This window comes from Streptomyces sp. NPDC001450 (assembly GCF_053597295.1).
This window is the reverse complement of record NZ_JBSFHY010000078.1, coordinates 1-20465: the sequence shown is the minus strand read 5'-3', so window position 1 is coordinate 20465 and position 20465 is coordinate 1. Positions and strand designations below refer to the sequence as shown.

At 68.9% G+C, this 20465-nt stretch carries 19 protein-coding genes and 5 pseudogenes; 10 read left to right on the top strand and 14 right to left on the bottom strand.

What is annotated here, in order from left to right:
* Positions 1-39: 39 nt before the first annotated feature.
* From ACWC5O_RS43785 to ACWC5O_RS43770, 4 genes and pseudogenes are all read right to left on the bottom strand, one after another.
* Positions 40-1155, bottom strand: a complete 1116-nt coding sequence (locus ACWC5O_RS43785) for an FAD-dependent oxidoreductase (RefSeq protein WP_450590209.1) — start codon at positions 1153-1155, stop codon at positions 40-42.
* Positions 1156-1260: 105 nt separating this feature from the next.
* Positions 1261-1718, bottom strand: a pseudogene (locus ACWC5O_RS43780) (DEAD/DEAH box helicase); the annotation flags it as partial.
* Positions 1719-1772: 54 nt separating this feature from the next.
* Entirely contained in the window at positions 1773-2375 is a 603-nt protein-coding gene (locus tag ACWC5O_RS43775; protein WP_450781271.1) for a Clp protease N-terminal domain-containing protein, read from the bottom strand.
* A pseudogene (locus ACWC5O_RS43770) lies at positions 2370-2747 on the bottom strand (Clp protease N-terminal domain-containing protein); the annotation flags it as partial. The pseudogene ACWC5O_RS43770 and the gene ACWC5O_RS43775, both read right to left, overlap by 6 nt.
* A gap of 68 nt (positions 2748-2815) precedes the next feature.
* On the opposite strand from ACWC5O_RS43770, the gene ACWC5O_RS43765 reads away from it, so the two are divergent.
* The 7 genes from ACWC5O_RS43765 (at position 2816) to ACWC5O_RS43735 (ending at position 8170) form a co-directional block, all read left to right on the top strand.
* The gene (locus tag ACWC5O_RS43765; protein ID WP_450590189.1) at positions 2816-3175 is read left to right on the top strand and encodes an excisionase; all 360 of its coding nucleotides are present in this window, start codon (positions 2816-2818) and stop codon (positions 3173-3175) included.
* Positions 3176-3427: 252 nt separating this feature from the next.
* Positions 3428-4063 carry a hypothetical protein gene (locus ACWC5O_RS43760; RefSeq protein WP_450590190.1) on the top strand — a complete coding sequence of 212 codons (636 nt, stop codon included), beginning with the start codon at positions 3428-3430 and terminating at the stop codon, positions 4061-4063.
* 30 nt (positions 4064-4093) lie between these two features.
* On the top strand, positions 4094-4417 hold the full coding sequence (locus tag ACWC5O_RS43755) for a hypothetical protein (protein WP_450590191.1): 324 nt from the start codon (positions 4094-4096) through the stop codon (positions 4415-4417).
* A gap of 551 nt (positions 4418-4968) precedes the next feature.
* Complete coding sequence (locus ACWC5O_RS43750) at positions 4969-5490, top strand: hypothetical protein (protein WP_450590192.1); 522 nt, start codon at positions 4969-4971, stop codon at positions 5488-5490.
* Complete coding sequence (locus ACWC5O_RS43745) at positions 5478-5681, top strand: ATP-binding domain-containing protein (protein ID WP_450781269.1); 204 nt, start codon at positions 5478-5480, stop codon at positions 5679-5681. The genes ACWC5O_RS43750 and ACWC5O_RS43745 overlap by 13 nt, the downstream gene beginning before the upstream one ends.
* A gap of 3 nt (positions 5682-5684) precedes the next feature.
* On the top strand, positions 5685-6965 hold the full coding sequence (locus ACWC5O_RS43740) for an MFS transporter (RefSeq protein ID WP_450590193.1): 1281 nt from the start codon (positions 5685-5687) through the stop codon (positions 6963-6965).
* Between the two features lie 701 nt (positions 6966-7666).
* Positions 7667-8170, top strand: coding sequence for a VOC family protein (locus tag ACWC5O_RS43735; protein WP_450590194.1), 504 nt, complete (start codon positions 7667-7669; stop codon positions 8168-8170).
* A gap of 456 nt (positions 8171-8626) precedes the next feature.
* On the opposite strand, the gene ACWC5O_RS43730 is transcribed toward ACWC5O_RS43735, so the two are convergent.
* Positions 8627-10231, bottom strand: coding sequence for an FAD-binding oxidoreductase (locus ACWC5O_RS43730; RefSeq protein ID WP_450590195.1), 1605 nt, complete (start codon positions 10229-10231; stop codon positions 8627-8629).
* A 68-nt stretch (positions 10232-10299) separates the two neighbouring features.
* Between ACWC5O_RS43730 and ACWC5O_RS43725 the strand changes: the two genes are divergently transcribed.
* Complete coding sequence (locus ACWC5O_RS43725) at positions 10300-10938, top strand: TetR/AcrR family transcriptional regulator (RefSeq protein WP_450590196.1); 639 nt, start codon at positions 10300-10302, stop codon at positions 10936-10938.
* A 346-nt stretch (positions 10939-11284) separates the two neighbouring features.
* Positions 11285-11383: pseudogene (locus ACWC5O_RS43720) on the top strand (NAD-dependent deacetylase); the annotation flags it as partial.
* Between the two features lie 46 nt (positions 11384-11429).
* Here the strand turns inward: ACWC5O_RS43720 and ACWC5O_RS43715 are convergent.
* The 9 genes and pseudogenes from ACWC5O_RS43715 to ACWC5O_RS43675 form a co-directional block, all read right to left on the bottom strand.
* Positions 11430-12452: a TolB family protein gene (locus ACWC5O_RS43715; RefSeq protein WP_450590197.1), complete on the bottom strand. Its 1023-nt coding sequence runs from the start codon at positions 12450-12452 to the stop codon at positions 11430-11432.
* Positions 12449-13717 carry an MFS transporter gene (locus tag ACWC5O_RS43710; RefSeq protein WP_450590198.1) on the bottom strand — a complete coding sequence of 423 codons (1269 nt, stop codon included), beginning with the start codon at positions 13715-13717 and terminating at the stop codon, positions 12449-12451. The genes ACWC5O_RS43715 and ACWC5O_RS43710 overlap by 4 nt, the downstream gene beginning before the upstream one ends.
* Positions 13718-13722: 5 nt before the next feature.
* Complete coding sequence (locus tag ACWC5O_RS43705) at positions 13723-14613, bottom strand: alkaline phosphatase family protein (RefSeq protein ID WP_450590199.1); 891 nt, start codon at positions 14611-14613, stop codon at positions 13723-13725.
* A gap of 238 nt (positions 14614-14851) precedes the next feature.
* Positions 14852-15013, bottom strand: a pseudogene (locus tag ACWC5O_RS43700) (IS110 family transposase); the annotation flags it as partial.
* 196 nt (positions 15014-15209) lie between these two features.
* Positions 15210-15974, bottom strand: coding sequence for an orotidine-5'-phosphate decarboxylase (gene pyrF, locus ACWC5O_RS43695; protein WP_450781267.1), 765 nt, complete (start codon positions 15972-15974; stop codon positions 15210-15212).
* A 635-nt stretch (positions 15975-16609) separates the two neighbouring features.
* Positions 16610-16783: pseudogene (locus ACWC5O_RS43690) on the bottom strand (transposase); the annotation flags it as partial.
* 47 nt (positions 16784-16830) lie between these two features.
* A complete protein-coding gene (locus ACWC5O_RS43685; protein WP_450590201.1) occupies positions 16831-17013 on the bottom strand; it encodes a hypothetical protein in 183 nt (60 codons plus the stop codon).
* A 245-nt stretch (positions 17014-17258) separates the two neighbouring features.
* Entirely contained in the window at positions 17259-17762 is a 504-nt protein-coding gene (locus ACWC5O_RS43680) for an allene oxide cyclase barrel-like domain-containing protein (RefSeq protein ID WP_450590202.1), read from the bottom strand.
* A gap of 466 nt (positions 17763-18228) precedes the next feature.
* Positions 18229-19425, bottom strand: coding sequence for an MFS transporter (locus ACWC5O_RS43675; RefSeq protein WP_450590203.1), 1197 nt, complete (start codon positions 19423-19425; stop codon positions 18229-18231).
* A 90-nt stretch (positions 19426-19515) separates the two neighbouring features.
* Between ACWC5O_RS43675 and ACWC5O_RS43670 the strand changes: the two genes are divergently transcribed.
* Positions 19516-20277, top strand: coding sequence for a DeoR/GlpR family DNA-binding transcription regulator (locus ACWC5O_RS43670; protein ID WP_450590204.1), 762 nt, complete (start codon positions 19516-19518; stop codon positions 20275-20277).
* Positions 20278-20465 lie beyond the last annotated feature (188 nt).

The following is a 20465-nucleotide window of genomic DNA, read 5'->3' as shown; positions in this document are numbered from 1 at the left end:
CCTGCGGGCGGTCGCCCGCAGGCAGACGGCAGGTTACCTTCAGCCAGGTTGGAAGAACGCGAGCATTTTCCGGCTGGCGTCCGGCGACGTCAGGATTTCCTGGACGTGCGCGGACTGCCGGCCGGCGGCGCTGGTGCGTTCGAACATCTCGCGTTCGTATTCTCTGACCGCGGCGGGAAAGTCGTCCGGGTGCGCGGCCAGCGCGAGGCCGAGCAGGGCGCCGTCGAGCAGCGCCATGTTGGCGCCCTGCCCCACCGGCGGCATCAGGTGCGCGGCATCGCCGAGCAGCGTGACGTCTGGCGTCGACGGCCAGGTCAGGCCGACCGGGAGAGTGGTGATCGACCGCGGCAGGACCGTGTCGTCGCAGGCTGCGATCAGTGCGGTGAACCTTGAGTCCCAGCCGGTGAACAGGTCGATCAGCCGCACCCGGGCGGCGGCTGGGTCGCCGAACGGGATCCCACTGGTCGCGAACCAGTCCTCGGCGGTGTTGTAGAAGCTGAGGTAGATCCGTACGCGGCCGTCGCCGTTGCGCTGCGCCGACAGGGATTGTCCGTTGCCGAGCACCCAGTAGTTGCCGCGCCCGACCATTGCCGCGAGGTCGGGGCGGGTGCGGTCGATGTCGGGAATGCCGAGCTCGATGACGTTTTGGCCGGTGTGCGCTGGCCGGGCATCGGTGAGCAGCGGGCGGACCCGGGAGTCCGCGCCGTCGGCGCCGACCAGCAGGTCGTACGTCGCACTGCTGCCGTCGGCGAAGTGCAGCAGGCCGTTGTCGGCGGATTCGAACGCGCGCCCCCAGCGCACCGCGTGTTCGGGAAGAGAGTCCAGCAGCAGGTTGCGCAGATCGGCGCGGTCGACCTCAGGTCGCTCGAGCGGGGCGTCGTCGGGCGTATCCTCCTGCAGCAGCAGGGTGCCGTCCGGCTCGAGAAGTCGCAGGTCCTGGCCTTGACGACGGGCAATCGCGTGGAACTGGTCGATCAGGCCGGCCTCGCGCATCGCCCGCTGCCCGGTCCCGGAGTGCAGATCGAGCATGCCGCCCTGACCGCGTGCGCCGCGCGATGATTCCCGTTCGTACACGACGGCGTCGATGCCGTTCAGGTGCAGCACACGGGCAAGCGCCAGTCCGCCCAGTCCGGCTCCGACGATGGTGATGGTCATGGTTGCCTCCGATTCGCCGTATTGACTGCTCGCGTTGACTGCTCGCGGGAGATCGACCCGTGGTGCGCGCGGGCCGCCACCGGCGGGGTGCCGAACACGATCCCGCAGCAGGAACAGCGACTCCGGTGTGGGGAGCAGGACGTCCGGCGGGGTGCGCAGGAACGCCCTGCGCTCGGTGGCGGGAGTGTCGCCGGTGCGCATGCCGACGGTGCTCCCGGCTCTGGCGGCCGGCCGAGCCGGACAGCGGCCTGGCGGACGCCGGTCAGCGGCGCGCCCAGGTCGCGCTCGACGTCCATCGCCAGCGCCTTCAGCGGTGAGACATAAAGTGCCCGGCAGCGGGCGGGCGGATCCACCGGCACCGGGTCGGTGGCCAGCCGGTGCAGTGCCCGGAGAAACGCGGCCGACGTCTTGCCGGAACCGGTCGGCGCGGCTACCAGCGCGTGCCGAGCGGCGGCGACTGCCTGCCAGGTGCCGCGCTGCGCCTCGGTGGGCGCGGCGAACGCGCCTGTGAACCACGCCCGGGGCCACGGCGAGACCGGCGCCAGCGCATCGTCGGCCGCCACGCCCCCGGTCCTCGCCGGTCCCACCGGCAGTTTCCGGCCCGCTGATCAGCCGGTTCACCGGCGGAGCCGGGGTTCGAGCACGGTGCGCACGACCTTGGCCACACTGCTCGCGGCGGATTCGCCCTCTCCTTCGGGTTCCGGTTCCAGCATGCGCTGGATCTGCAACAGCAGTTGGTTGGTCGACCGCCAGAGCGGGACGAACATGCCGACGACCGGCCCCACGCCCAGGATCGGGCCGTCGGACAGCTCGGTGACCCTCTTGGCGACCGTGACCGTTGTCGGGTCCCGCAGGATCAGGTGCACCTCATCGTCGGCCACCCGGATTTCCATCTTGCGCGCGGCGGCCTCCTCCGGGTTCGCGTCCGTGGTCGTCTCCGGATCCAGTTCGTCGATCTTGGCGGCGACCGCGTCCGGGTCGACCCCGAGTTCGCGCAGCACCCTGGCCGCCATGCTGTTCTCCGCCCGCAGCATCGCCTCAAGCAGGTGGTGGCTGCCCACCGGTGCGCCACCGGCCAGCGCGCCGGCGACGGACATGGTGTCCTCGGTGGCAGGCGTACCGGTCGGCCACGGGCTGGCCGCGACGTCCTGCGATCCCTCCAATGACGCCAGCACTGCGGCACGGATCTTGCTGATCGGATTGATCCGCGCGGCAAGCACCTTCGCGCCGACGCCCTCACCTTCCCCGGCGACCAGGGCGAGCAGGATGTGTTCCGTACCGATGTAGGTGTGGTGCAGCTGTTGCGCCTCGCGCAGGGCGAGGTCCAGCGTCTTCTTCGCGCTCGGCGCGAACGGGATATGGCCGCTCAGCTCCTGCGTGCCGGGCTTGGCCACCGCGGCGATATCGGCCTGCGCGGTCTCCTTGTCGTACCCGAGCTGGTGCAGGACTTTCGCCGCCGTGCTGTCCGGCGCATCGAGCAGCCCCAACAGGATGTGCTCCGTGCCGATGTAGTTGTGCTTGAGCAGCCTCGCCTCCTCCTGAGCCGTGACGACCACTTTGCGGGCTTTCCCCGTGAACCGTTCAAATGGCATGGTTCTATGGTCTCAACCCTGTCAATACACTGTTATTGATAGGGTCACCATGCCGAAGGGAGGGTGTGATGGAGACACCGTCGGACTGGGAGGGCCGGCTCGCGCGCTGGCAGAACGAGCTGGAGCTGTTCGAGCAGCTGGACGAGACACCCTGGGTCACGCTGGCCAAGGCGGAAGCCGAGACCGGTGTCTCCCGCTCGGCCCTGCGGTCCTGGTACCGCAATGGCGAGATCCAGTCCCGGCTGGTGGACGGCCCGAACGGGCCGCAGCGCCTGGTCCAGCTGGACGCGGTGATCGAGCGCGCCGCCGCGTCACCGCGCATTCAGCGCAGGGCGGAACGGGAAGTCAGCCTGGAAGCCCAGGTCACGCTGCTACGGCACCGGGTCGACCAGCTCGAGCTGCGGCTGGCCGCGCTGGAGCGGAAATGACCGGCGCAAGCAGCACCGTGCCATCGGCCCGGATCCGCCCGCTCATCCACGACCACGGTGTATGGCCGGTCCAGCGGCGCCCGGTAGAGAACGGGCCGGCACCGAGCTTGGAGTGGTCGGCTAGGGCCTGTTGCGAAGTCGATCTTCACCGTGAACGATCACGCTGTGAGGGGCGTGGTGATTTGACGAGCGAGCAGTGGGCACGGCTGGGATCGTTGTTGCTGCAGGGCGCCAAGCCAGGCCATGCGCCGGATGTCAGCGCCGCGTGCTACCCATGCGGGCATGACGGATACGCGGTACGACGAACTGCTAGGAATCATCGACGAGTTCACCGACAGGCTGGCCCCTCGGGCACGATTGGCGTGCCTGTACGGTCTGATGGCGCCCTTGCTCGACCGCGTCGAGCGAGAGGACGAGGAGCTGAGCGACAACCCCGTTCTATCGACCCCGGACGCGGTGCGTGAGCTGCGCAAGGCTGCCGCGGGAGAGCCGGTCGACATGGACGCGGTTCATGAGCAGTTGACCGAGGTGGGTTTGTGCTACTCCGAGGACCAGGACCCGGAGCGGCACATCGTCTCTCAGTCGGCCTACGCGGCCGCGGCCTGGCTACAGCTGCTGGCGGGGCGGAAGCTGCGTACCACGGCATACCTCGAGGGCGATGACGAGGATCTGGTGCCACCGTTCGCCGCGTCAGCATTCTCGCGGATCGTCGACCTTCTGGCCTGGACCCGGTCGGACCAGGTGTACTTCCACTGGGAGGATGCCCTCGCCGATCCCGAGGACTGCGATCTTCCGGCTGCGATACGCGAGCTCCGGGCGATGCACATGGAGATCAGCGGATTCGGCAGGGAGCGGTACTCATGCGACTCGTCTTCACCGGCCGAGTGACCGGGTGGTGTGGGCCGTGACCACTTCTACATGACCGGCTCCATGGGCCTGGCCCTGGCCGTGGGTACCGGTGTCGCCATGGCTTCCGCGCTGCCGACGATCGTCGTCGACGGGGACGGCAGCCTGCCCGGCACGGGCACCCGGTTCGCCGAGCGAGCGAGCGGTTACGAGTCCGTGTGCGAGGCCACCAGCCAGTCCGCCCTGCGGACCCTGCTCACGAGCGCGGTGGACACCCCCTCGGCCGTGTTCATCCACTGCCCCGTTCAGCCGGACACCGCCCCGCCGGGAACCCGCATCACTCCAGACCTCCCGGGCGTCGCGACGCGCTTCTCGCAGTTCGTCAGGTCCCGCTGAGCGGCTGCGGACGACCACGGACGCGAAGGCCTGCCCGGACTTTGACTTGGCCGGCACCAACAAGGCGTGACCGCGCTCGATGACATCAACGCCGGCCTGGTCGCCCACACTTGTAAATGGCCCGGACCCCATGGGTGTTCGGGCCTCCAACCACCTCGTCGAGCATGCGCAGACCCGAGTTCTGACCGACACAAGGCCATGGCCTCCAGCCTTGGCTGAGAGAGCGGTGGCCTGATAATCTGCGGATGGTTTCACGGGATTTCCCGAACCGTTTGCCCGAGGCGCTGCGCACAACAGACTCAACTGTTCTGATCGCCTGGCGAGCTGACCCGCTCGTAGTTCGCGAACACGGCCTCCCTCTTGCCGGCCGGAGTTGCAGCGTCATCCTGGGGCATGGAACTCACTTCAGTCTGCTGGGTTCCGATACTGATTCACCCCTCGGCAACCGCCCTCTCCGGTGCCGGACACCTTGCCCGATCGCAGCGGTGCTGCGGTGCATCAGGCTGGCGAGCGCCACGGCGCACGTCGGTCCCTTTGTCATGGAGCCACATATGTCATCCGCTTCGCCCATGCCGCCGACCTGGTATCCGGACCTACAACGTGAACAGGACTACTTGGACCTGTTGCACCATCGGCTGGACAATCTGCGTGAGGAGATCGAACGAGAGCTGCGCACGGTGCTGCGAGAGTCGACTGGAACCGCGCAGCGGCAATTGGAGCGCGGAGCCCCAGCGGGACGACTGAGCAGGCAACTGGCCACTCTGGATGCTGACGAGAACGGCCTGTGTTTCGGTCGGCTCGACCGGGTGGACGGCGACCGCTTCTACATCGGCCGCATCGGTCTACCGGGGAGCGAGCCCGACGAGGATCCGCTGCTCATCGACTGGCGGGCGCCGGCCGCACGGCCGTTCTACACCGCGACCGCTGCCGCCCCCCAAGGCGTACGGCTGCGACGCCACCTGCACACTCGGAACCGGCGGGTGGTGCGCACGGACGACGAGCTGTTCGGCGACGCCTCGGCTGTCTCCGATGACATCCAACTCTCAAGCGAGGCCGCCGCATTGTCGTCCTGAGTGCCCGTCAGGCCAAGGGGCTGGAGTTCGACTCAGTCGTCGTTGCCGACCCGCAAGGCATGGTGGACGCTTCGCCTCGCGGCCATAGCGACCTCTACGTGGCGCTGACCCGGGCCAGTCGGCGTCTGGACATCCTGCATCCGGGACCTGTACCGAGTCTCCTGGAACACATCACAGAGAAGGCGTGCTGACCCATGACCTCCCAGTCGCAGAATGACATCGACGGCGAAACGTCAACACGGCAGGAAGTTCCACTCCGTCGCATGAGTGGGTTCCGTAACTTCTGGCTGTCCCGCGTGGTTTCGGGTCTCGGATCCGCCATCACCACGGTCGCACTGCCTGTTCTGATCTTCCAGAGGAGCCACTCGCCCCTGCTGGTCTCCCTGGTTTCCGCTGCCGGAACCCTGCCCTACCTGGCCTTCGGACTGATCGCCGGCACCGTGGCAGACCGTGTGGACCGGCGGAGCCTGATGATCGCGACCGACTGGCTCAATGCCCTCTGCCTCGGCTCCATTCCGCTGGCGTGGGCCGTGGGGGTGCTGACCTCGGGCCATATTCTCGCCGTAGCGCTTTTGTCCTCCAGCCTTAGTCTCTTCTTCGAGGCCGGCGTGTACGGGTTCGTCCCCGACGTCGTCGGAAAGGAGAATCTGGGGCGCGCCAACAGCGCGATCTACGGCGCGGAGACTGTCGTGCGCATCGCCGGCAATGCCCTGGCAGGTGGACTGATCGCGCTGTTCCGCCCCACAGGGACGCTGGCGCTCGACGCCCTGTCATTCGCCGTCTCAGCCTTGTTCATCAGGGCCATCACCCACACCACGAGTGCGCCCATCCGGTCGGCTGCCGAAAGGCCAGCGTTCAAGGAGGCCGTCAGTGAGGGGCTCCGCTTTCTCCATGGCCACCCCACACTCCGGGCCATGACCATGGTCGGCACGCTGCAGTCGTTCTCCGGAGGCGCCATCGTCGGGCAGCTTGTCGTCTTCGCCGACCGAGCACTCGGCATCCACGGCTCCGACGGACGGATCGGCCTGCTCTATATGGCTTGGAGTGCCGGAGGCATCGGTGGGTCTCTGCTGCTACCCCGGCTGCGACGCCGTTTTGACGCCTATTCCCTACTGCTCTGGGTGCTGCCGACCGGTTCACTCCTCGGCCTTGTCGTCGTCCTCACCACCGACTGGCGGGTTTCCCTCGTGGCGCTGGCAGCCTGGGGCTCGGCGTATCTCGTTGTCTTGGTGAACACGATGACATACTCACAGGAGGTGACCCCTCCCGAGCTGCAGGGAAGGGTCAACACCACCCGCCGGATGATCTCCTCGGGACTGGGAGTCCCGCTCGGCGCGCTGGTGGCGAGCACCATCACCGTACGCTTCGGCATTCGGGCCGGGATGGCCACGGCTGTCGTCGCGATTGCCCTTGCCGCCGTGATCGTTTGGGCGGTACGGCTGCGGTGGGGCCTCAGCTCGTCAGAGTCGGTCTGACCTGACCACGGGGGCAGAAAGGTGCCGTTGACCTGCGAGGATGCGAGGGCCAAAGTCGTATCCGCTACAGAGGTCAGGGCACCTTTCTCTCGCTTGGAAATGACGTGCGTCGGTTCACGTCTCTGTGCTTCGGGCAGTGTTCTCCCGCGGAGAGGAGGAGATCAAGGAACCGGGCTCCCCGCACGGCTACGGCAACGTCCGCAACTACGTGAGGCAACAGCGCCTCCAGCATCGGCTGGCTCAACGGGGCGTCACATCTGCCACCTGCAGGCCGCGCCTCCGAGCGGTGCGGAAGTCCTCCAGGCGCCTGGCACCGGTGTACTGCTCCGGCGTGTCCCGGGGTGGGGTGCGCTCCCCGAGCTGCGGCCCGTAGAAACACAGGACGGTACCCGTGATGAGGGGCGGCCGAGTACCAGATCTCCGGCACCCCGGACGGACCAGGCTCGGTCCTCGCCCGTGTCGGAAGGGAGTGCACGGACAGGCCCCCAGTCCCCGTGACGGGACGCAGTACGGCCGGGGCCGCTCGCACGGCACTGTCGTGGTTGTTGCCGTTCCCCTCCGGCTCCGTCCATAACTTGACGGCGGTGTAGTCGTGGGCGGGTTCGAGAGGGTGCTGCACGGTCCACGTAGGACAGGATCTGGCCTCAATGCTCCCTAGAGTCCTCACCAGTTGAGGCATCCCTCGCATGGAGGTACTTCTCATGTCCGTAAAACCGGTTCCCCAGGGCTATTACACCGTGACGCCGTGGATCATCTCTCGCGACACGGTGCGGCTCATCGACTTCATGAGGAGGGCTTTCGGCGCCGAGGAGCTCGCATGCCTGGCCGGCGAGGACGGCCTTATCGAGCATGCGGAGGTGCGGATCGGTGACTCGGTGGCGATGCTCTTCGACGCGCGGCCGGAGTGGCCGCCGACTCCTGGCTTTCTTCGCCTCTACGTCGAGGACGCCGACGCCGTGCACCGGCAGGCCGTAGCGGCTGGAGGTACCTCGGTCACTGAGGTCACCCACCTGTTCTTCGGTGACCGGGTCGGCCGGGTGCGCGATCCGCTGGGCAACCTGTACTGGATCCAGACACGCGTGGAGGACGTGAGCCCGCAGGAGATGGAACGCCGCCTCGGCGACCCGGAGTTCACCAAGGCGATGGAGTACGTGCAAAGTGCCGAGTTCTTCCCGGACCGGGGTGCGACCGAGACTGAGCGGTGACTGGCGGCGGTCCGTCCTCGGTATCGCCAGCGCGGCCGAGGGCGGACTCGCGCAATGGTGACCTCTGCCAATGCAGGGGTTCGTTGCCGGGAGAGACTCATTCATCGGACGCTGCCTGGTCGAAGGCTGTGGCCACGCTTGGCCGCCTCCTACGGTCTCCCTGCGTCGGCACACTTCTTGACGGTGCGATAGGTCACCCCAAGGATGAAGCGCAGGCCGCAGCGGTGCTGGGCGACGCTCCGCTCGGCGGCCTCGCTCAGGCTGTGCCAGAGATTGCCACCGGTCCGCGACCGGCGGCGAAGCCGGAGACGGCGACACCGAAGGCGCGGGTGCCGGTGTCCGGCCGGACACGAGTGGGTGGAGGACTTCGCCATCCGTGTCCCGCTGCCGAAGGAACCGCTGCGTGAGAGCCGTTGGGGCAGCTGATGCGGCCCTCGCCCGTCTGCGGGCGTCCTGTCAGTCGATGAGGACGCCTGGGTTGAGGATGCGGTGGGGGTCCAGGGCGTTCTTGGCGGCGCGCAGGGCGAGCGTGAAGGGCTCTGGGCGTTGGAGGTCGTAGGCGGGGCGGTGGTCGCGGCCGGTGGCGTGGTGGTGGGTGATGGTTGCGTGGTGGCGGTGGAGGACGTCGTTCGCGGCGGCTTTGATGTCGTCCCAGATCTCGAGTTCGTGGCCGGGGCGGCCGGCGACGGCCACGGTGAAGTAGGGGGCGGCGCCGTCTGGGTAGACGTGGGTCAGGCGGCAGTTGATGGTGGCCGGGTGTCCGGTGGTCTTCAGCGCGGCGGCGCCGACCTCGCTGCGGACGGCGTCGATGAGGGCGGGAATTCTGCCCCAGGTGGCGGCGGTCTCGAAGGTCTCGACGACGGCACCCATGCGGGCCAGGCCGTCGCGCAGGTAAGGCATGCGCAGGAACGCTGAGCGCCAGGCGGTCACGGCCGCGTCGGCCGGGGCGCCCCGGTCCGCTGTCGGTGCCCTGCCGCGGCCGCCGTGGGCGCGGGCCAGCTCCAGGGCATCGGTGAGGCGGTCGTCGACGCGGGTGGTGGCGGATTCGAACCCCAGGACGAGGACGGCGGAGCCGTCGTGCGAGGCGCCGGACAGCAGTGCCTCGCCGGGATCGAGCAGACGGCAGTTGGCTGGGGCGAGGTCGGACTGGGCGATGGCACGCACCGCGGCCAGTGCCTGGTGGAAGTCGGCGAAGGTCACGGACGTCGAGGCCTTGTGCCGCGGGCGCTCTTGCAGGCGCATCCATGCCTCGGTGATGACGCCGAGCGCGCCCTCGGAGCCGAGGAAGAGGCGGTCGGGGGAGGGGCCGGCGCCGGATGCGGGCAGGCGCCAGGACGTGCCGGTTCCGGCGGGCGTGACCACGTGCAGGGATTGCACGAAGTCGTCGATGTGGGTGTGGCCGGTGGCGTAGTGGCCCCCGGCGCGGGTGGCCAGCCAGCCGCCGAGGGTGGAGAACTCGAAGCTCTGCGGGAAGTGGCGCAGGGTGAGGCCGTGGGGCCGGAGCTGGTCTTCCAGCACGGGGCCGAGCGCGCCGGCCTGGATGCGGGCTGAGCGGCTGGCGGTGTCGATCTCCAGGACCCGGTCCATCGAGGTCAGGTCGAGCGACAGCACGGCGCGGTGGGTGTCGCCGCGGTACTCCACACCGCCGACCACCGAAGAGCCGCCGCCGAAGGGGATGACGGCCACGCCCTGCTCGCCGGCCCAGTCGAGCAGGTCGGCGACCTCCTGGCCGTCGGTCGGTCGGGCTACCAGGTCGGGGATCCGGCCGGGCCGGCCACGCAGGGCGCGGATGATGTCGCGGTAGGCCTTGCCCATGGCGTGGGCGGCGCGTGCCCGGGGATCGGCGGTGACCAGGTGCGCCAGTGCGGGCGGGGGTGTCGCGCGGGGGCGGGCGATGGGCAGGTCGGTGACCTGGGGGATCGGCAGCGGGCGGGGGAGGGTTCCCGGCAGCAGGGCGCCCATGGCGGTGCATTCGGCGTCGTCGGGGTGCGCGTCGGCATAGCCCCAGCCCCACCAGGAGCGGGTGCGGGAGGTGCCGCGGCGGGACGGGGTGGCAGGCATGAGTGTGCTCCCAGCGAGGTCCAGGTAATTTACCCAACGGAAAATTACCCTAGGGTAATATTGAGTCCATGACAACGCTCCCCTCCAAGGCCGGCACCAAGGGCGTGCCCAGGGCCGCACGCGAACGACAGGTCCTGGCCGCGGCCACCGAGGAGTTCGGCCGCCACGGCTACGAAGCCACCACCGTGGCCGCCGTCGCCGCCCGCGTGGGCGTCACCAAGCCACTGCTGCACCACTACTTCGGCAGCAAGCAAGACCTCTACCTCGCCTGCCTGAACCCGGTCGGCGACCAGTTGCTGGACACCATCCGCGCCGCGATGACCGAACACGCGTCCAGCGCGCCGCACACTTCCCTGCGCGTGCTGCACGCCCTGTTCACCGCCCTGGACGGGCGGCGCGAGGCGTGGTTCGTCCTCTACGACGCCACGCTGCCGCCCGACAGCGACGCCGCCCGACGCGCGGCGTACTACCGCAGCGCCATCGACGACCTCGCCGCAACCGGCGCCGCCGACCTCCTGCATGCGACCGGATCCAGCGACCCGCTCGACACCGACGCCCTCAAATACGCCTGGCGCGGCCTGTGCACCGCCCTGGTCCGCTGGTGGGTCAACCACCCCGACCAGTCACCCGAAGCCATGACGCAACGCTGCGCACGGCTCTTCGCGGCCAGCCGCACCGTCCTCGCCGCCGGCGACGAGACCACGTGAGCCGGACCGACGCCCCCGCCCCGCCGCTGTCAGAACCCATGAGCAGCCACGCGTCGCTCCACCCGCAAGGTGCCATCCGAAGTCCCGCTGAGCCGCAGACACTTGTCGTGAACGAAGCCAGTCACCCGCCACAACAACCCCACCCTCGTCTGCAGCGGGCGCGGAGCGCCGCAGTTGGCCCGTCAGGCCATACAGGCGCTCGGCTCGGGCCGCCCCATGAACGATCACCGATGGGGCCAGGCGCGGTGGCGACGTAACCCCTGAGGAAGCCGAAGCGCTCTGGGCGCGGGTGGTGGTCTGGCTGGTTGCCGAGAAGATCGTGGACGTCGAGCGCGAGTCTCCAAGAATCAATGCCGAGCCGGGCACTCCGTACGGCGAGAACGCGGACGAGGTCGTACGCGAGCCCATCGGGACGGCGCTGCCGAGGCCGCTGCACGAGCTGACGGAGAGGGACTTCCGACGACACGTCCCCTGGGTGGGAGGACTGCCGGTCACCCCAGATAGGCGGGAGCGACAGCGGATGTCATCAGTCGACGGGCCGTGCCGGTGCCGTCGGCGGGGACGGTCCACAGGTCTGAGCCGTAGTCGCCGGGGAGGGCGTAGACGAGGGTGGAGTCGTCGGCCCACAGAGCCTGGTCGTCGATGTTGCGCTGTTCGGCGGTCGCGCTCTCCTTCATGGTGCGCAGGTCGAGGACGTACAGCCGCCAGGGCGCGTCGGGAGAGGCTCCCTTGACGCGTTTCTTGTAGGCGATCCGGGTGCCGTCGGGCGAGAGGGAGGGGCATTCGACGTTGCGGTGCAGGGTGGTGAGGGTGCGTGCGGCGACATCGCCGCGGACCAGATAGGTCCGGCCGCCGGTCGCCAGCGTGGCGTAGAAGCGGGTGTCGTCGGCGAAGGTGACACCCCAGATGTTGGTGTCGGCGGAGTGGTAGGGACGGCCGTCCTTGGTGATGCGGAAGGTCTCCAGGTTGTCGTCCATCGCCCAGGTCCGGGTGTCGACGATGGCGGTGCGGGTGGAGAAGTTGGTGCCGGCATAGGAGTCGCCGCTGACGAAGACCGTCCAGGCCACCAGGTGGCCGGAGGGTGAGACCCGGGCCCGGGTGGGGATGCCTGCTGCCGGGAAGTGGTGCAGCTCGTGCAGGTGCGAGTCGAGTACCACCGCCCGGTAGGTGTCCTGCAGCGCGCCGTGCACGGCCTGCAGGCAGATGCCGGTACCGGCCGCTGCGTGGAAACGCAGGCATTTGACGCCCGACGCGGTGCGCGGCCCCTGCGGATCGTCGGCGGGCACGGTGGCGATCTCGTCACGGTGCGGACCCCAGGCCAGGTTGCGCACCAGCAGCCGACGGCCGGCCGTCGGCCGGAGCGAGACGGTTCCGGGCCGCACGGCCGGACCGTTCGCCTGCTGCTGGTCACGCATGCCCGATCGGTGGGCGGCGTAGAGCACAGCCCCGGTACCGACGCTCCCGAGCAGCAGGACGGCGGCCAGCAGGATCACCAGGCGGGTGCTTCTGGTCATGCGGACACCTCATCAGCGGGACGAAGGACGAAGGAGGCCACGAGGGCGCTGATGGCCAGTGCGGCGGCGGTGACGGCGAGTGCGGTTCGTCCGCCCCACAGGCTCCAGACCGCGCCGAAGAGAAGCGAGCAGGTGAACCGGGCCAGCGCCTGGCCGGTGCCGACCAGTGCCTGCCCGGCACCTTGGTGCTGTGCAGGCACGGCGTCGGCAGTGGCGGCCGCGAGGACGCCGTCGGTGGCGGCGTAGAAGGTGCCGTGCAGCACGAGGACGGCGACCACGGCCGGGACTCCGTGCCAGGGGGAGAGCACCAGGCCGTAGCCGATCAGCAGGACCCCGTGGCCGCCCAGGAAGAGCCGGCGGCGGCTGATGCGGTCGGCGAGTGCGCCGAGCGGGACGGCGAGCAGCAGGAAGACGGCGGCGGTGCCCAGCGGCAGCAGCGGGAACAGATGGGCGGGCAGGTCTCCTTCGCGCTGGAGCAGCAGATAGAGGAAGGAGTCGCTCACGGTGGTCAGGCCGAGCAGGGTCGCGCACACGGTGAGCCGGCGCAGCTCGGGGCGGCGCAGTAGCCCGAGCGCATCGCGTAGCACCGGCCGGGCCGATTCGGGCAGTTGTACGGCATCGGTGGGAGCGATGTTGCGGGGCACGAAGAGCACCAGCACCAGGACCCCCAGTGCGGCGACGCAGCCGCTGACCGCGAAAACCGCGTCGTAGCCGTCGACGGTGGCCCGCAGCACGGCGAAGGCGACGAGCGGGCCGAGCAGCGCACCGGTGGTGTCCATGGCACGGTGTACCCCGAACGCCCGTCCCCGGTGCTCGGGTTCGGTGGCCAGCGAGATCATCGCGTCCCGGGGAGCGGTGCGCAGCCCTTTGCCGGTGCGGTCGGCCGCGAGCACGGCGCTGATCACGGGGAGCGTGTGGGCGATCAGCAGCAGCGGCTTGCACACCGCCGACAGGCCGTAGCCGAGGCCCGCCACGACCTTGTGCCGGCGGCCTCCCCGGTCGGCGAGGTGACCGCCGGCCAGCCGGACCAGGGCCCCCACGCCGTTGTTGATGCCGTCCAGCAGCCCGAACCCGAGCGGCGACAGGCCGAGGCCCACGACCACGTAGAGCGGCAGGACTGCGGTGACCATCTCCGAGGAGATGTCCGTGATCAGGCTGACCGCACCCAGGGCCAGCACGGTGCCGGGCACGGCGGCCGGCCGCCGCCCCGGACGGGTGTCCGAGGCGACGGCGGGCTTGGTGCTGCGGGAGTCCGCGAGATACACGGGCGTCAGTTCCAGATGCCGGTGATGTCGGAAGCCGAGGCGGCGTTGCCCGCGTGCGTGGTCAGACCGGCCAGGTCCTCCACGGTGCGCAGTACGTTGTAGTGGTTGTAGGTGGTGGAGCTGGAGCTGCCGGGGGCGACGTGCTGCCCGTACAGGACCGTGGGGATGCGGTTGCCGGACAGCTTGTTGTCCTCGTCGAAGGTGACGGCGAGGATGCTGTTGTGGGTCTGGGCCCAGGTGGCGTAGGCGCCCAGGTTGTTCTGGATCCAGGTGTCGCCCGTGGAGACCGAGCAGTCGTGCATGTCACTGCACAGGTTCGGGATGACGAAGGAGACCTTGGGCAGGGTCGTGTAGTCGGTCGGGAACTGCGCCATGGTCATCGCGGTGTTCGTCGGCACGTTGGAGAAGCCGAACCACGGGTTGTGCTTCTGCGCGTAGTTGCCGCTGCTGCAGACCGTCGAGCCCTGGCTGGGCAGCGACTCGTTGTAGCTCTTCCAGGTCTGACCCGCGGCGATCAGCTCGGAGGCGAGGTTGGGTGCGGAGATGGAACCGACGGTGACGCAACTGTCGTCGGTCCGGCCCTGGTTGGAGCCCGAGAAGAGCATGTAGTAGTTCGGCTCACTGGGATGGGTGAGGCCGTAGGACTGGGTGAGGTTGGCGCCACCCGCCTTGAGGGTGTTGTTGATGTACGGGGCGCTGGAGCTGCCGATCACCTGCGAGTAGGCGTGGTTCTCCATCACCACGACCACCACGTGGTCGGGGGTCGGGAGAGCAGCGGCCTGAGCGGTGGAGGCCGTGGCGGTCCACAGGCCGATCGACGTGGCGGTGAGGGCGACAGCGCCGGCGAGTGCGGCGAGGGGACGTCGGTTGCGCTTGGGAGCCTTGACGGCGGTCATGACTGTCCTCCGGACAGAAGTGACGGACGTTCGGGGGAGCGGCGCCGTAACCCTAGGAGCACCAGGCTGGCACTGGGTGAAGGGCAGACGAACGGTGGGCCCCGCCGGGCAAAGGTCACACCATGCACAGGTCATGCAGAGAAAAAGGCGGCAGTCACGTGATCGATGACCTCGAGGGTGACCTCATGGGGCAGGTGCATCTGGCACCAGGAGGAGATGCGTTGGAGCAGGGCAGGGTGGCGGGATGCTGCAACCGAGGCCCCAGTACTCGCTCCAGCGAAGGATGGATCTGGGTGAGCAGGCCGTGCAGCCGCGTCCATCGCGTCGGTCTCTGTCTCGCCGGGTAGCAGTCGGCGATCCGTCGCATCGTCAGTCCGGGCAGGTGGGCGATCGGGCAGCCCCTGTGGCTGCTGCAGTCCACCTGCTCGCCGCGCAGTGCAAGGAACGTGCCCGCATCCGCAGCGAGCAGGGCATCCGTTGGGCGGACGCCCCCTGAAAACCGCAGCCTGACCAACCGTGGTCAGCGAGCTCCGCTACAGCTGGAGGGTTTCGTGGACACGGCGGAATGCGGAACCAACCGTGGTCAGCGAGCTCCGCTACAGCTGGAGGGTTTCGTGGACACGGCGGAATGCGGATGCCGGATCCATGGCGCGTGTGACCGTCCGTCCTACGACGACATATGAGGCGCCCGCGGCAATGGCAGCCCGTGGTGTGCCGGAACGGGCGTGCTCACCAGGAGAGTCACCGGGCAGAGCGACCCCCGGGGTGACGATCAAAGCACCGCCACCCATCAGTCCCCGCAAGGCCGGGACTTCCTGCGGCGAGGCGATCACGCCGTGGCAGCCGGCTTGCTCGGCCAGGCCGGCCAGTCGGCGTACCTGGCTCTCAGCGGAAACACCGACACCGATGTCGACGAGATCGGAGTCGGTCATGCTGGTGACGACGGTCAGAGCGAGGACGCGCAGCGCCGGGAAGTCGCGGGCCGCCTCGACAGCGGCAGCCATGATGCCCGTGCCTCCCATGCTGTGCACGGTCACCATGGAGACGCCGAGGGCTCCTGCCGCACGCACGGCACCGGCAACGGAGTTCGGGATCTCGAAGAGCTTGAGGTCCAGGAACACTTCTTTGCCCCGGGCGACGAGGTGCTTGATGAACTCAGGCCCAGCCGCTGTGAGGAGCTCCAGTCCGACTTTGTAGAAGCGGCACTCGTCGCCCAGCTGGTCGACGATGTCCTGAGCGGCCGCGCGGTTGTCGTAGTCCAGGGCGACGATGATCTGACTGGTTGGCTCCATGACGCCATTGTGATCTCCCCACGCGAACCGCTTGTCAGCGGCCTCCTCTTGCTGGTCGGCGCGCTCCATCGCGCGTGGTCCCGCAACCGGCGAACCTGTGCGGTCACAGCACTGGCCAGATCTCAGGACCGAACCGTGGACCAGCACGTGCGAGGCCGAAGTGTTGTCGACGGAGCCGGACCGGATGCCGCATCATGGCGGAGGAGCAGGGCCTACTGGCCTGCGGCGCAGTCGATGCCCGTGAGTGAGCCAGCCAACCACGAGCCATCCAGGACACACCGTGAGAGATCAGGTCCAGCAGGGGCGTGGGCTCGTGCCTGTGCACTACCACCAGTTCCATATCACCGACGAGGGCGGTCCCGCCGGCCCTGACCTGCCCAGCGGGCACAACGGTCTCGTTCAGGTCCAGGACGACATTGCTGCGGTCCTCACGGGCATCCACACCGGCGACGTCGACGTCACCCTCACCCGCCACACCGAAGCCCCTCAACCGGAGGACAGCGGGTGGGAAGAGATCGTCGAAGTGTCACTGCACTCGGTATCGGCGGAACTCGCGGTGCGAGGTCTGATGGCCGACCTCGACGAAGAGTTGCCCGTGCTGTCCTTCAACGGCCCAGGCGACTACCTGCTGCGCATCCATGCCCGTGGCCGGGACATCGCCATCGACCTCGCCCCGGACGAGATCACCGAGTGGTACCTCATTCACCGAACCGTTCAGGCAGGTCACGCCACTGAACCCCGGTCCGCACCCGATGCAGAATCCCGTCAATCACCTGCCGGTGATCCCGCCACCTGCCACAACGTCCATTGCTGACAGGCAGGAACGGGCGCAGCCGTTCCCACTCGGCATCCGTCGGATCGCCCCGCCCCGTGTCCACATCAACGACCCGGTAACGGAGTGGTCACACGATCGGCCGGACAAGTCCTAGTCGTACGAGGACACGTACGCGTACCTGCCCGAGCAGTCGGCAGCGATCGACTGGCTGCTCGCCCAACTGCCCAAAAAATCAGGGGTGCTGGACATCGGCTCCGGCACCGGCCGGCCCACGGTGGAGCGGATCGCCGCGGTCGGCCACCGCGTGACCCGCTGCGACGTGTCACAGACCATGGTCGCACCGACCTTGACGCCACGCTTGCGGGAATCTCGCCGAGGAGGAGGAACTGCAGTGGATGGGCCGCACCTTCCGCTGTACCAGCCACCCGGCCGAGACCGACCGGAAGCTGCTGGAAGCCGCAGGCCTGACCGTTGTGCACGATCAACTCAGCTGCGTGGGCGAGTGAGGGCTCGCCCACATCCGTGCGATTGTGGGCGAGCTCGACAGGTTCAGCTCGGTGCGGGCACGGCGCCGGTGGTCAGCGGCTGAGGTGGAGGGCGATCTGAGTCTCGGTGGAACTCGTGTTCACGGCCTGGACGTAGCCCTGCGCGGTGCGGTAGACACCCGTGCCTCCCGTGATCGCCAGGGTGATGTCGCCGGGGCCGGTATTGGTGATGGCGAAAACTCCCTGCACGGTGATCTTCCCCTGGGGAAGCGTGAGTGTGGTCACGCACTGCACGGTGCTCGAATCGTCGGTGCCGGTACGGGTCGTCGTGCAGGTCTCGTCGTACGTGCCCACCTTGGTGCCGTTTTGCAGGACGTTTCCCGCGACGATGAGTTCGTCTCCCTGACTGGGGCCGGGAGGGGGAAAATCGAGGGATGTGACCTGCGTCACTACTGCCGTCAGGTGAATGACCTGTTCATTGTTACCGGTCGGCTGGGAGCCGGTGGCGGGTGCGGCGGCCGACGCAAGGGGGGCGCAGCAGAGGGCGGCGGCCAGGCCGGCGGTCGCGCTCAGGCCCAGACGGTTGATGTGGCGCATGGTGCGTCTCCTGGTGAGATCTGCGGGGCGGTCAGGTGACCCTGTGTCACGTGAGGTGCCGCGTCCAGGGTCAGCGTCCGGTCACGGGCAACCGGCAACCACTGCAGACCAGCAATGGGGTGAGTGTCATACCCGAATGGTCCTGGTACGGCGTGTCGCTCACCGCCACACCGTCACACCGCCTCACCGCCGGGCCTGTGGAGGCTGCATCTGCGCGCACCCGGCTGTGCCACCGCCCACGCATCCACCCCGCAGGCCGGGGCAAGTGCCGCAGCATGGGTGAAACGGGACTTCAACGCTCTGATCGGCGGTGCACGCAAGACGTCCAGGCGCCGAGGGTACTGGTGGGGACCGACGCGACACCCGTGTCCGCCACGCCATGCTCGAGTTGAACTGCCGAGCGTGAGTGCCGCGGAAGCCCTTGAGGCCTGTGCGGCACGGTGTCAGGGCCGTGCCGCACAGGCGGTCAGTGGCCGCTCTGCGCCATCTCGCGGGTGCGGTCGGATCCGGTGCGCAGGATTGCGGCGGTCGCCGCGACGATCACGCACAGCAGGGTCATCAGCAGGAAGGTGTGGTTCAGGGCCACGAGGTGGGTCATCCAGCCGATGACAGCGGGGCCGGCCAGCATGCCGACGTAGCCGAGCCCGGCGACGCGGGAGACGTTGGTGCCGGCAGCGGAGGGGTCGGCGTGCCCGGCTGCGCTGAACAGCTGGGGGATGCAACCGGACAGTCCCAGGCCGAACAGGGCCCAACCCGCGAACACAGGCCAAATCCACGGGGAGAGGGCCACGATCGTGGTTCCGACGGCGGCCATGGCCGAGCCGTAGCGCAGGATGGCCACGGGCCCGAACCGGGCGGAGAGGCGGTCGGTGAGCAGGCGGCCGATGGTCATCGTCGCCGCGTAGGTGCCGTACCCGAAGGCGGCGGTGCTCGCGGGTGCACCGAGGATGCTCTTCAGGTGCAGGGTGCTCCAGTCGTTGGCGGCGCCCTCGCACAGCATGATCATCAGAGCCAGGGCGGCGAGGATCCAGATGCGCCCGGGGGCGGTGCGCCGCTTCGCGGCCGGTGCTTCCTCACCCCCCGCAGTGGCGGTGGCGGACGCCGGCGTGGACGGAAGCAGACCGCGTGCCGACACCGAGGCGGTCACGATGCCCATTGCTCCCACGGCGCCGAGCGTCGCGGCCGGACTCGAGCCGACGCTCGCGGCGCCCGCTCCGACGACAGCGGCGATGACGCCACCGACGGAGAACGTGGCATGGAAGGCCGACATGACGGGCCGGTTGTACGCCTTCTCCACGTGCACGGCGTGGGCGTTCATGCTCACGTCGAGGCACCCGTTGCCGAAGCCGAAGACCAGCAGGGCGCCTGCCAGCGTCCAGGGATCCCGCGGGAGGCCGGGCAGCACCAGGGCCGCGCTGCAGAGAACGCCGGCGGTGGGGACCACGACTCGCGTTCCGAGGTGGTCGGCCAGTCGGCCCGCCACCTGCATACCGATGAAGGCCCCGACACCCAGCAGTACCAGGAAGCCCCCCAGCGTGGCGTGGCTGATCCCCGTGCGCTCCTCGATGGCGGGGATCTGTACCACCCACATGCCCACCAGGGTGCCGTTGAGGACGAAGTAGACGAAGGTCGCCACGCGGGCGGCTCGGAGCGAATGTTCCATGCAAACCACCATAGCGAACAATTTTGGTGTTCGAAGAACAGATCTTCGAACAGTTTGAGTGTTCGTTTCGATTGGTGTTCAATCGCGGGTATGAGCAACGCAGACCGTCACCGGCTGATCGCCCAGGCCGTCAGAGAGTCGGGCAGCGCCACGGTCCTGAGACTCGCCGAGCTGACCGGCGCCTCGGAGATGACCATCCGGCGAGACCTCGACACACTGGCCGCGCAAGGCGTCCTCGAACGCGTCCGCGGCGGGGCGCGCACCCTGCTGCTCAGGGGTGAGGAACCGCCCTTCGCGCTGCGCGCCCACGAGGCCGCCGACGCCAAGCGCCGGATCGCAGCCGAGGTGTCCTCGCTCATCGCCGACGGCGAGACCGTCCTCCTGGACAGCGGCACCACCTGCCTGGAGGTCGCCCGCCTGCTGCGCGGACGGCCGGTCACCGTGATGCCTCTGTCCTTGCAGGCCATCCACATGCTCAGCGACTCGCCGAGTCCGACCACGCTGATGGTGCCCGGCGGCCGGCCCCGCGCCGCCGAAGGGGCCCTGACCGGCCCCCTCACACTCGCCTCCCTGTCGGCGCTGCGCTTCGACACGGCGGTCGTCGGCTGCTGCGGCCTGAGCGCAGCCGAGGGCCTGACCGCCTACGACCTCGACGACGCGGCGGTGAAGAAGGCGAGCATCGCCTCCACACGCCGCATCATCGCCGCCGCGGACGGCAGCAAGCTCGGCCACACCGCCTACGCCTACGTCGGCCCCTCCACGCTCCTGCACACCCTCGTCACCGACACCACGGCGCCCGCCGACGAGGTGGCCGCGCTCGAAGGCGCCGGCACCGTTGTCAAAACCGCCTGACGCCGCTTCGAGGAGCGCGCCGCACCGCGGACCAAGAGGGACCCGCCCGGTTCGGCTCGCCGGAGCAGGCCGAGTTCCCGCACGGACAGCGCTGCACCGCGGACTCGCTCGCCGCGACCATCGCGACGCGCGCGGGGATGTTGGTCATGCCGGAACAGGAACAAGAGGCCACGCTGGGCCGGATCCGC

Excerpts from the sequence above, each read along its gene's own strand:
- ACWC5O_RS43755 (WP_450590191.1), top strand. The coding sequence starts at position 4,094 with ATGACCGGCTCCATGGGCCTGGCCCTGGCCGTGGGTACCGGTGTCGCC.
- ACWC5O_RS43765 (WP_450590189.1), top strand. The coding sequence starts at position 2,816 with ATGGAGACACCGTCGGACTGGGAGGGCCGGCTCGCGCGCTGGCAGAAC.
- ACWC5O_RS43740 (WP_450590193.1), top strand. The coding sequence starts at position 5,685 with ATGACCTCCCAGTCGCAGAATGACATCGACGGCGAAACGTCAACACGG.
- ACWC5O_RS43670 (WP_450590204.1), top strand. The coding sequence starts at position 19,516 with ATGAGCAACGCAGACCGTCACCGGCTGATCGCCCAGGCCGTCAGAGAG.
- ACWC5O_RS43680 (WP_450590202.1), bottom strand. The coding sequence starts at position 17,762 with ATGCGCCACATCAACCGTCTGGGCCTGAGCGCGACCGCCGGCCTGGCC.
- ACWC5O_RS43685 (WP_450590201.1), bottom strand. The coding sequence starts at position 17,013 with ATGGTCTGTGACACGTCGCAGCGGGTCACGCGGTGGCCGACCGCGGCG.
- ACWC5O_RS43735 (WP_450590194.1), top strand. The coding sequence starts at position 7,667 with ATGTCCGTAAAACCGGTTCCCCAGGGCTATTACACCGTGACGCCGTGG.
- pyrF (WP_450781267.1), bottom strand. The coding sequence starts at position 15,974 with ATGGAGCGCGCCGACCAGCAAGAGGAGGCCGCTGACAAGCGGTTCGCG.
- ACWC5O_RS43715 (WP_450590197.1), bottom strand. The coding sequence starts at position 12,452 with ATGACCAGAAGCACCCGCCTGGTGATCCTGCTGGCCGCCGTCCTGCTG.
- ACWC5O_RS43675 (WP_450590203.1), bottom strand. The coding sequence starts at position 19,425 with ATGGAACATTCGCTCCGAGCCGCCCGCGTGGCGACCTTCGTCTACTTC.
- ACWC5O_RS43750 (WP_450590192.1), top strand. The coding sequence starts at position 4,969 with ATGTCATCCGCTTCGCCCATGCCGCCGACCTGGTATCCGGACCTACAA.
- ACWC5O_RS43730 (WP_450590195.1), bottom strand. The coding sequence starts at position 10,231 with ATGCCTGCCACCCCGTCCCGCCGCGGCACCTCCCGCACCCGCTCCTGG.
- ACWC5O_RS43725 (WP_450590196.1), top strand. The coding sequence starts at position 10,300 with ATGACAACGCTCCCCTCCAAGGCCGGCACCAAGGGCGTGCCCAGGGCC.
- ACWC5O_RS43705 (WP_450590199.1), bottom strand. The coding sequence starts at position 14,613 with ATGACCGCCGTCAAGGCTCCCAAGCGCAACCGACGTCCCCTCGCCGCA.
- ACWC5O_RS43785 (WP_450590209.1), bottom strand. The coding sequence starts at position 1,155 with ATGACCATCACCATCGTCGGAGCCGGACTGGGCGGACTGGCGCTTGCC.
- ACWC5O_RS43760 (WP_450590190.1), top strand. The coding sequence starts at position 3,428 with ATGTCAGCGCCGCGTGCTACCCATGCGGGCATGACGGATACGCGGTAC.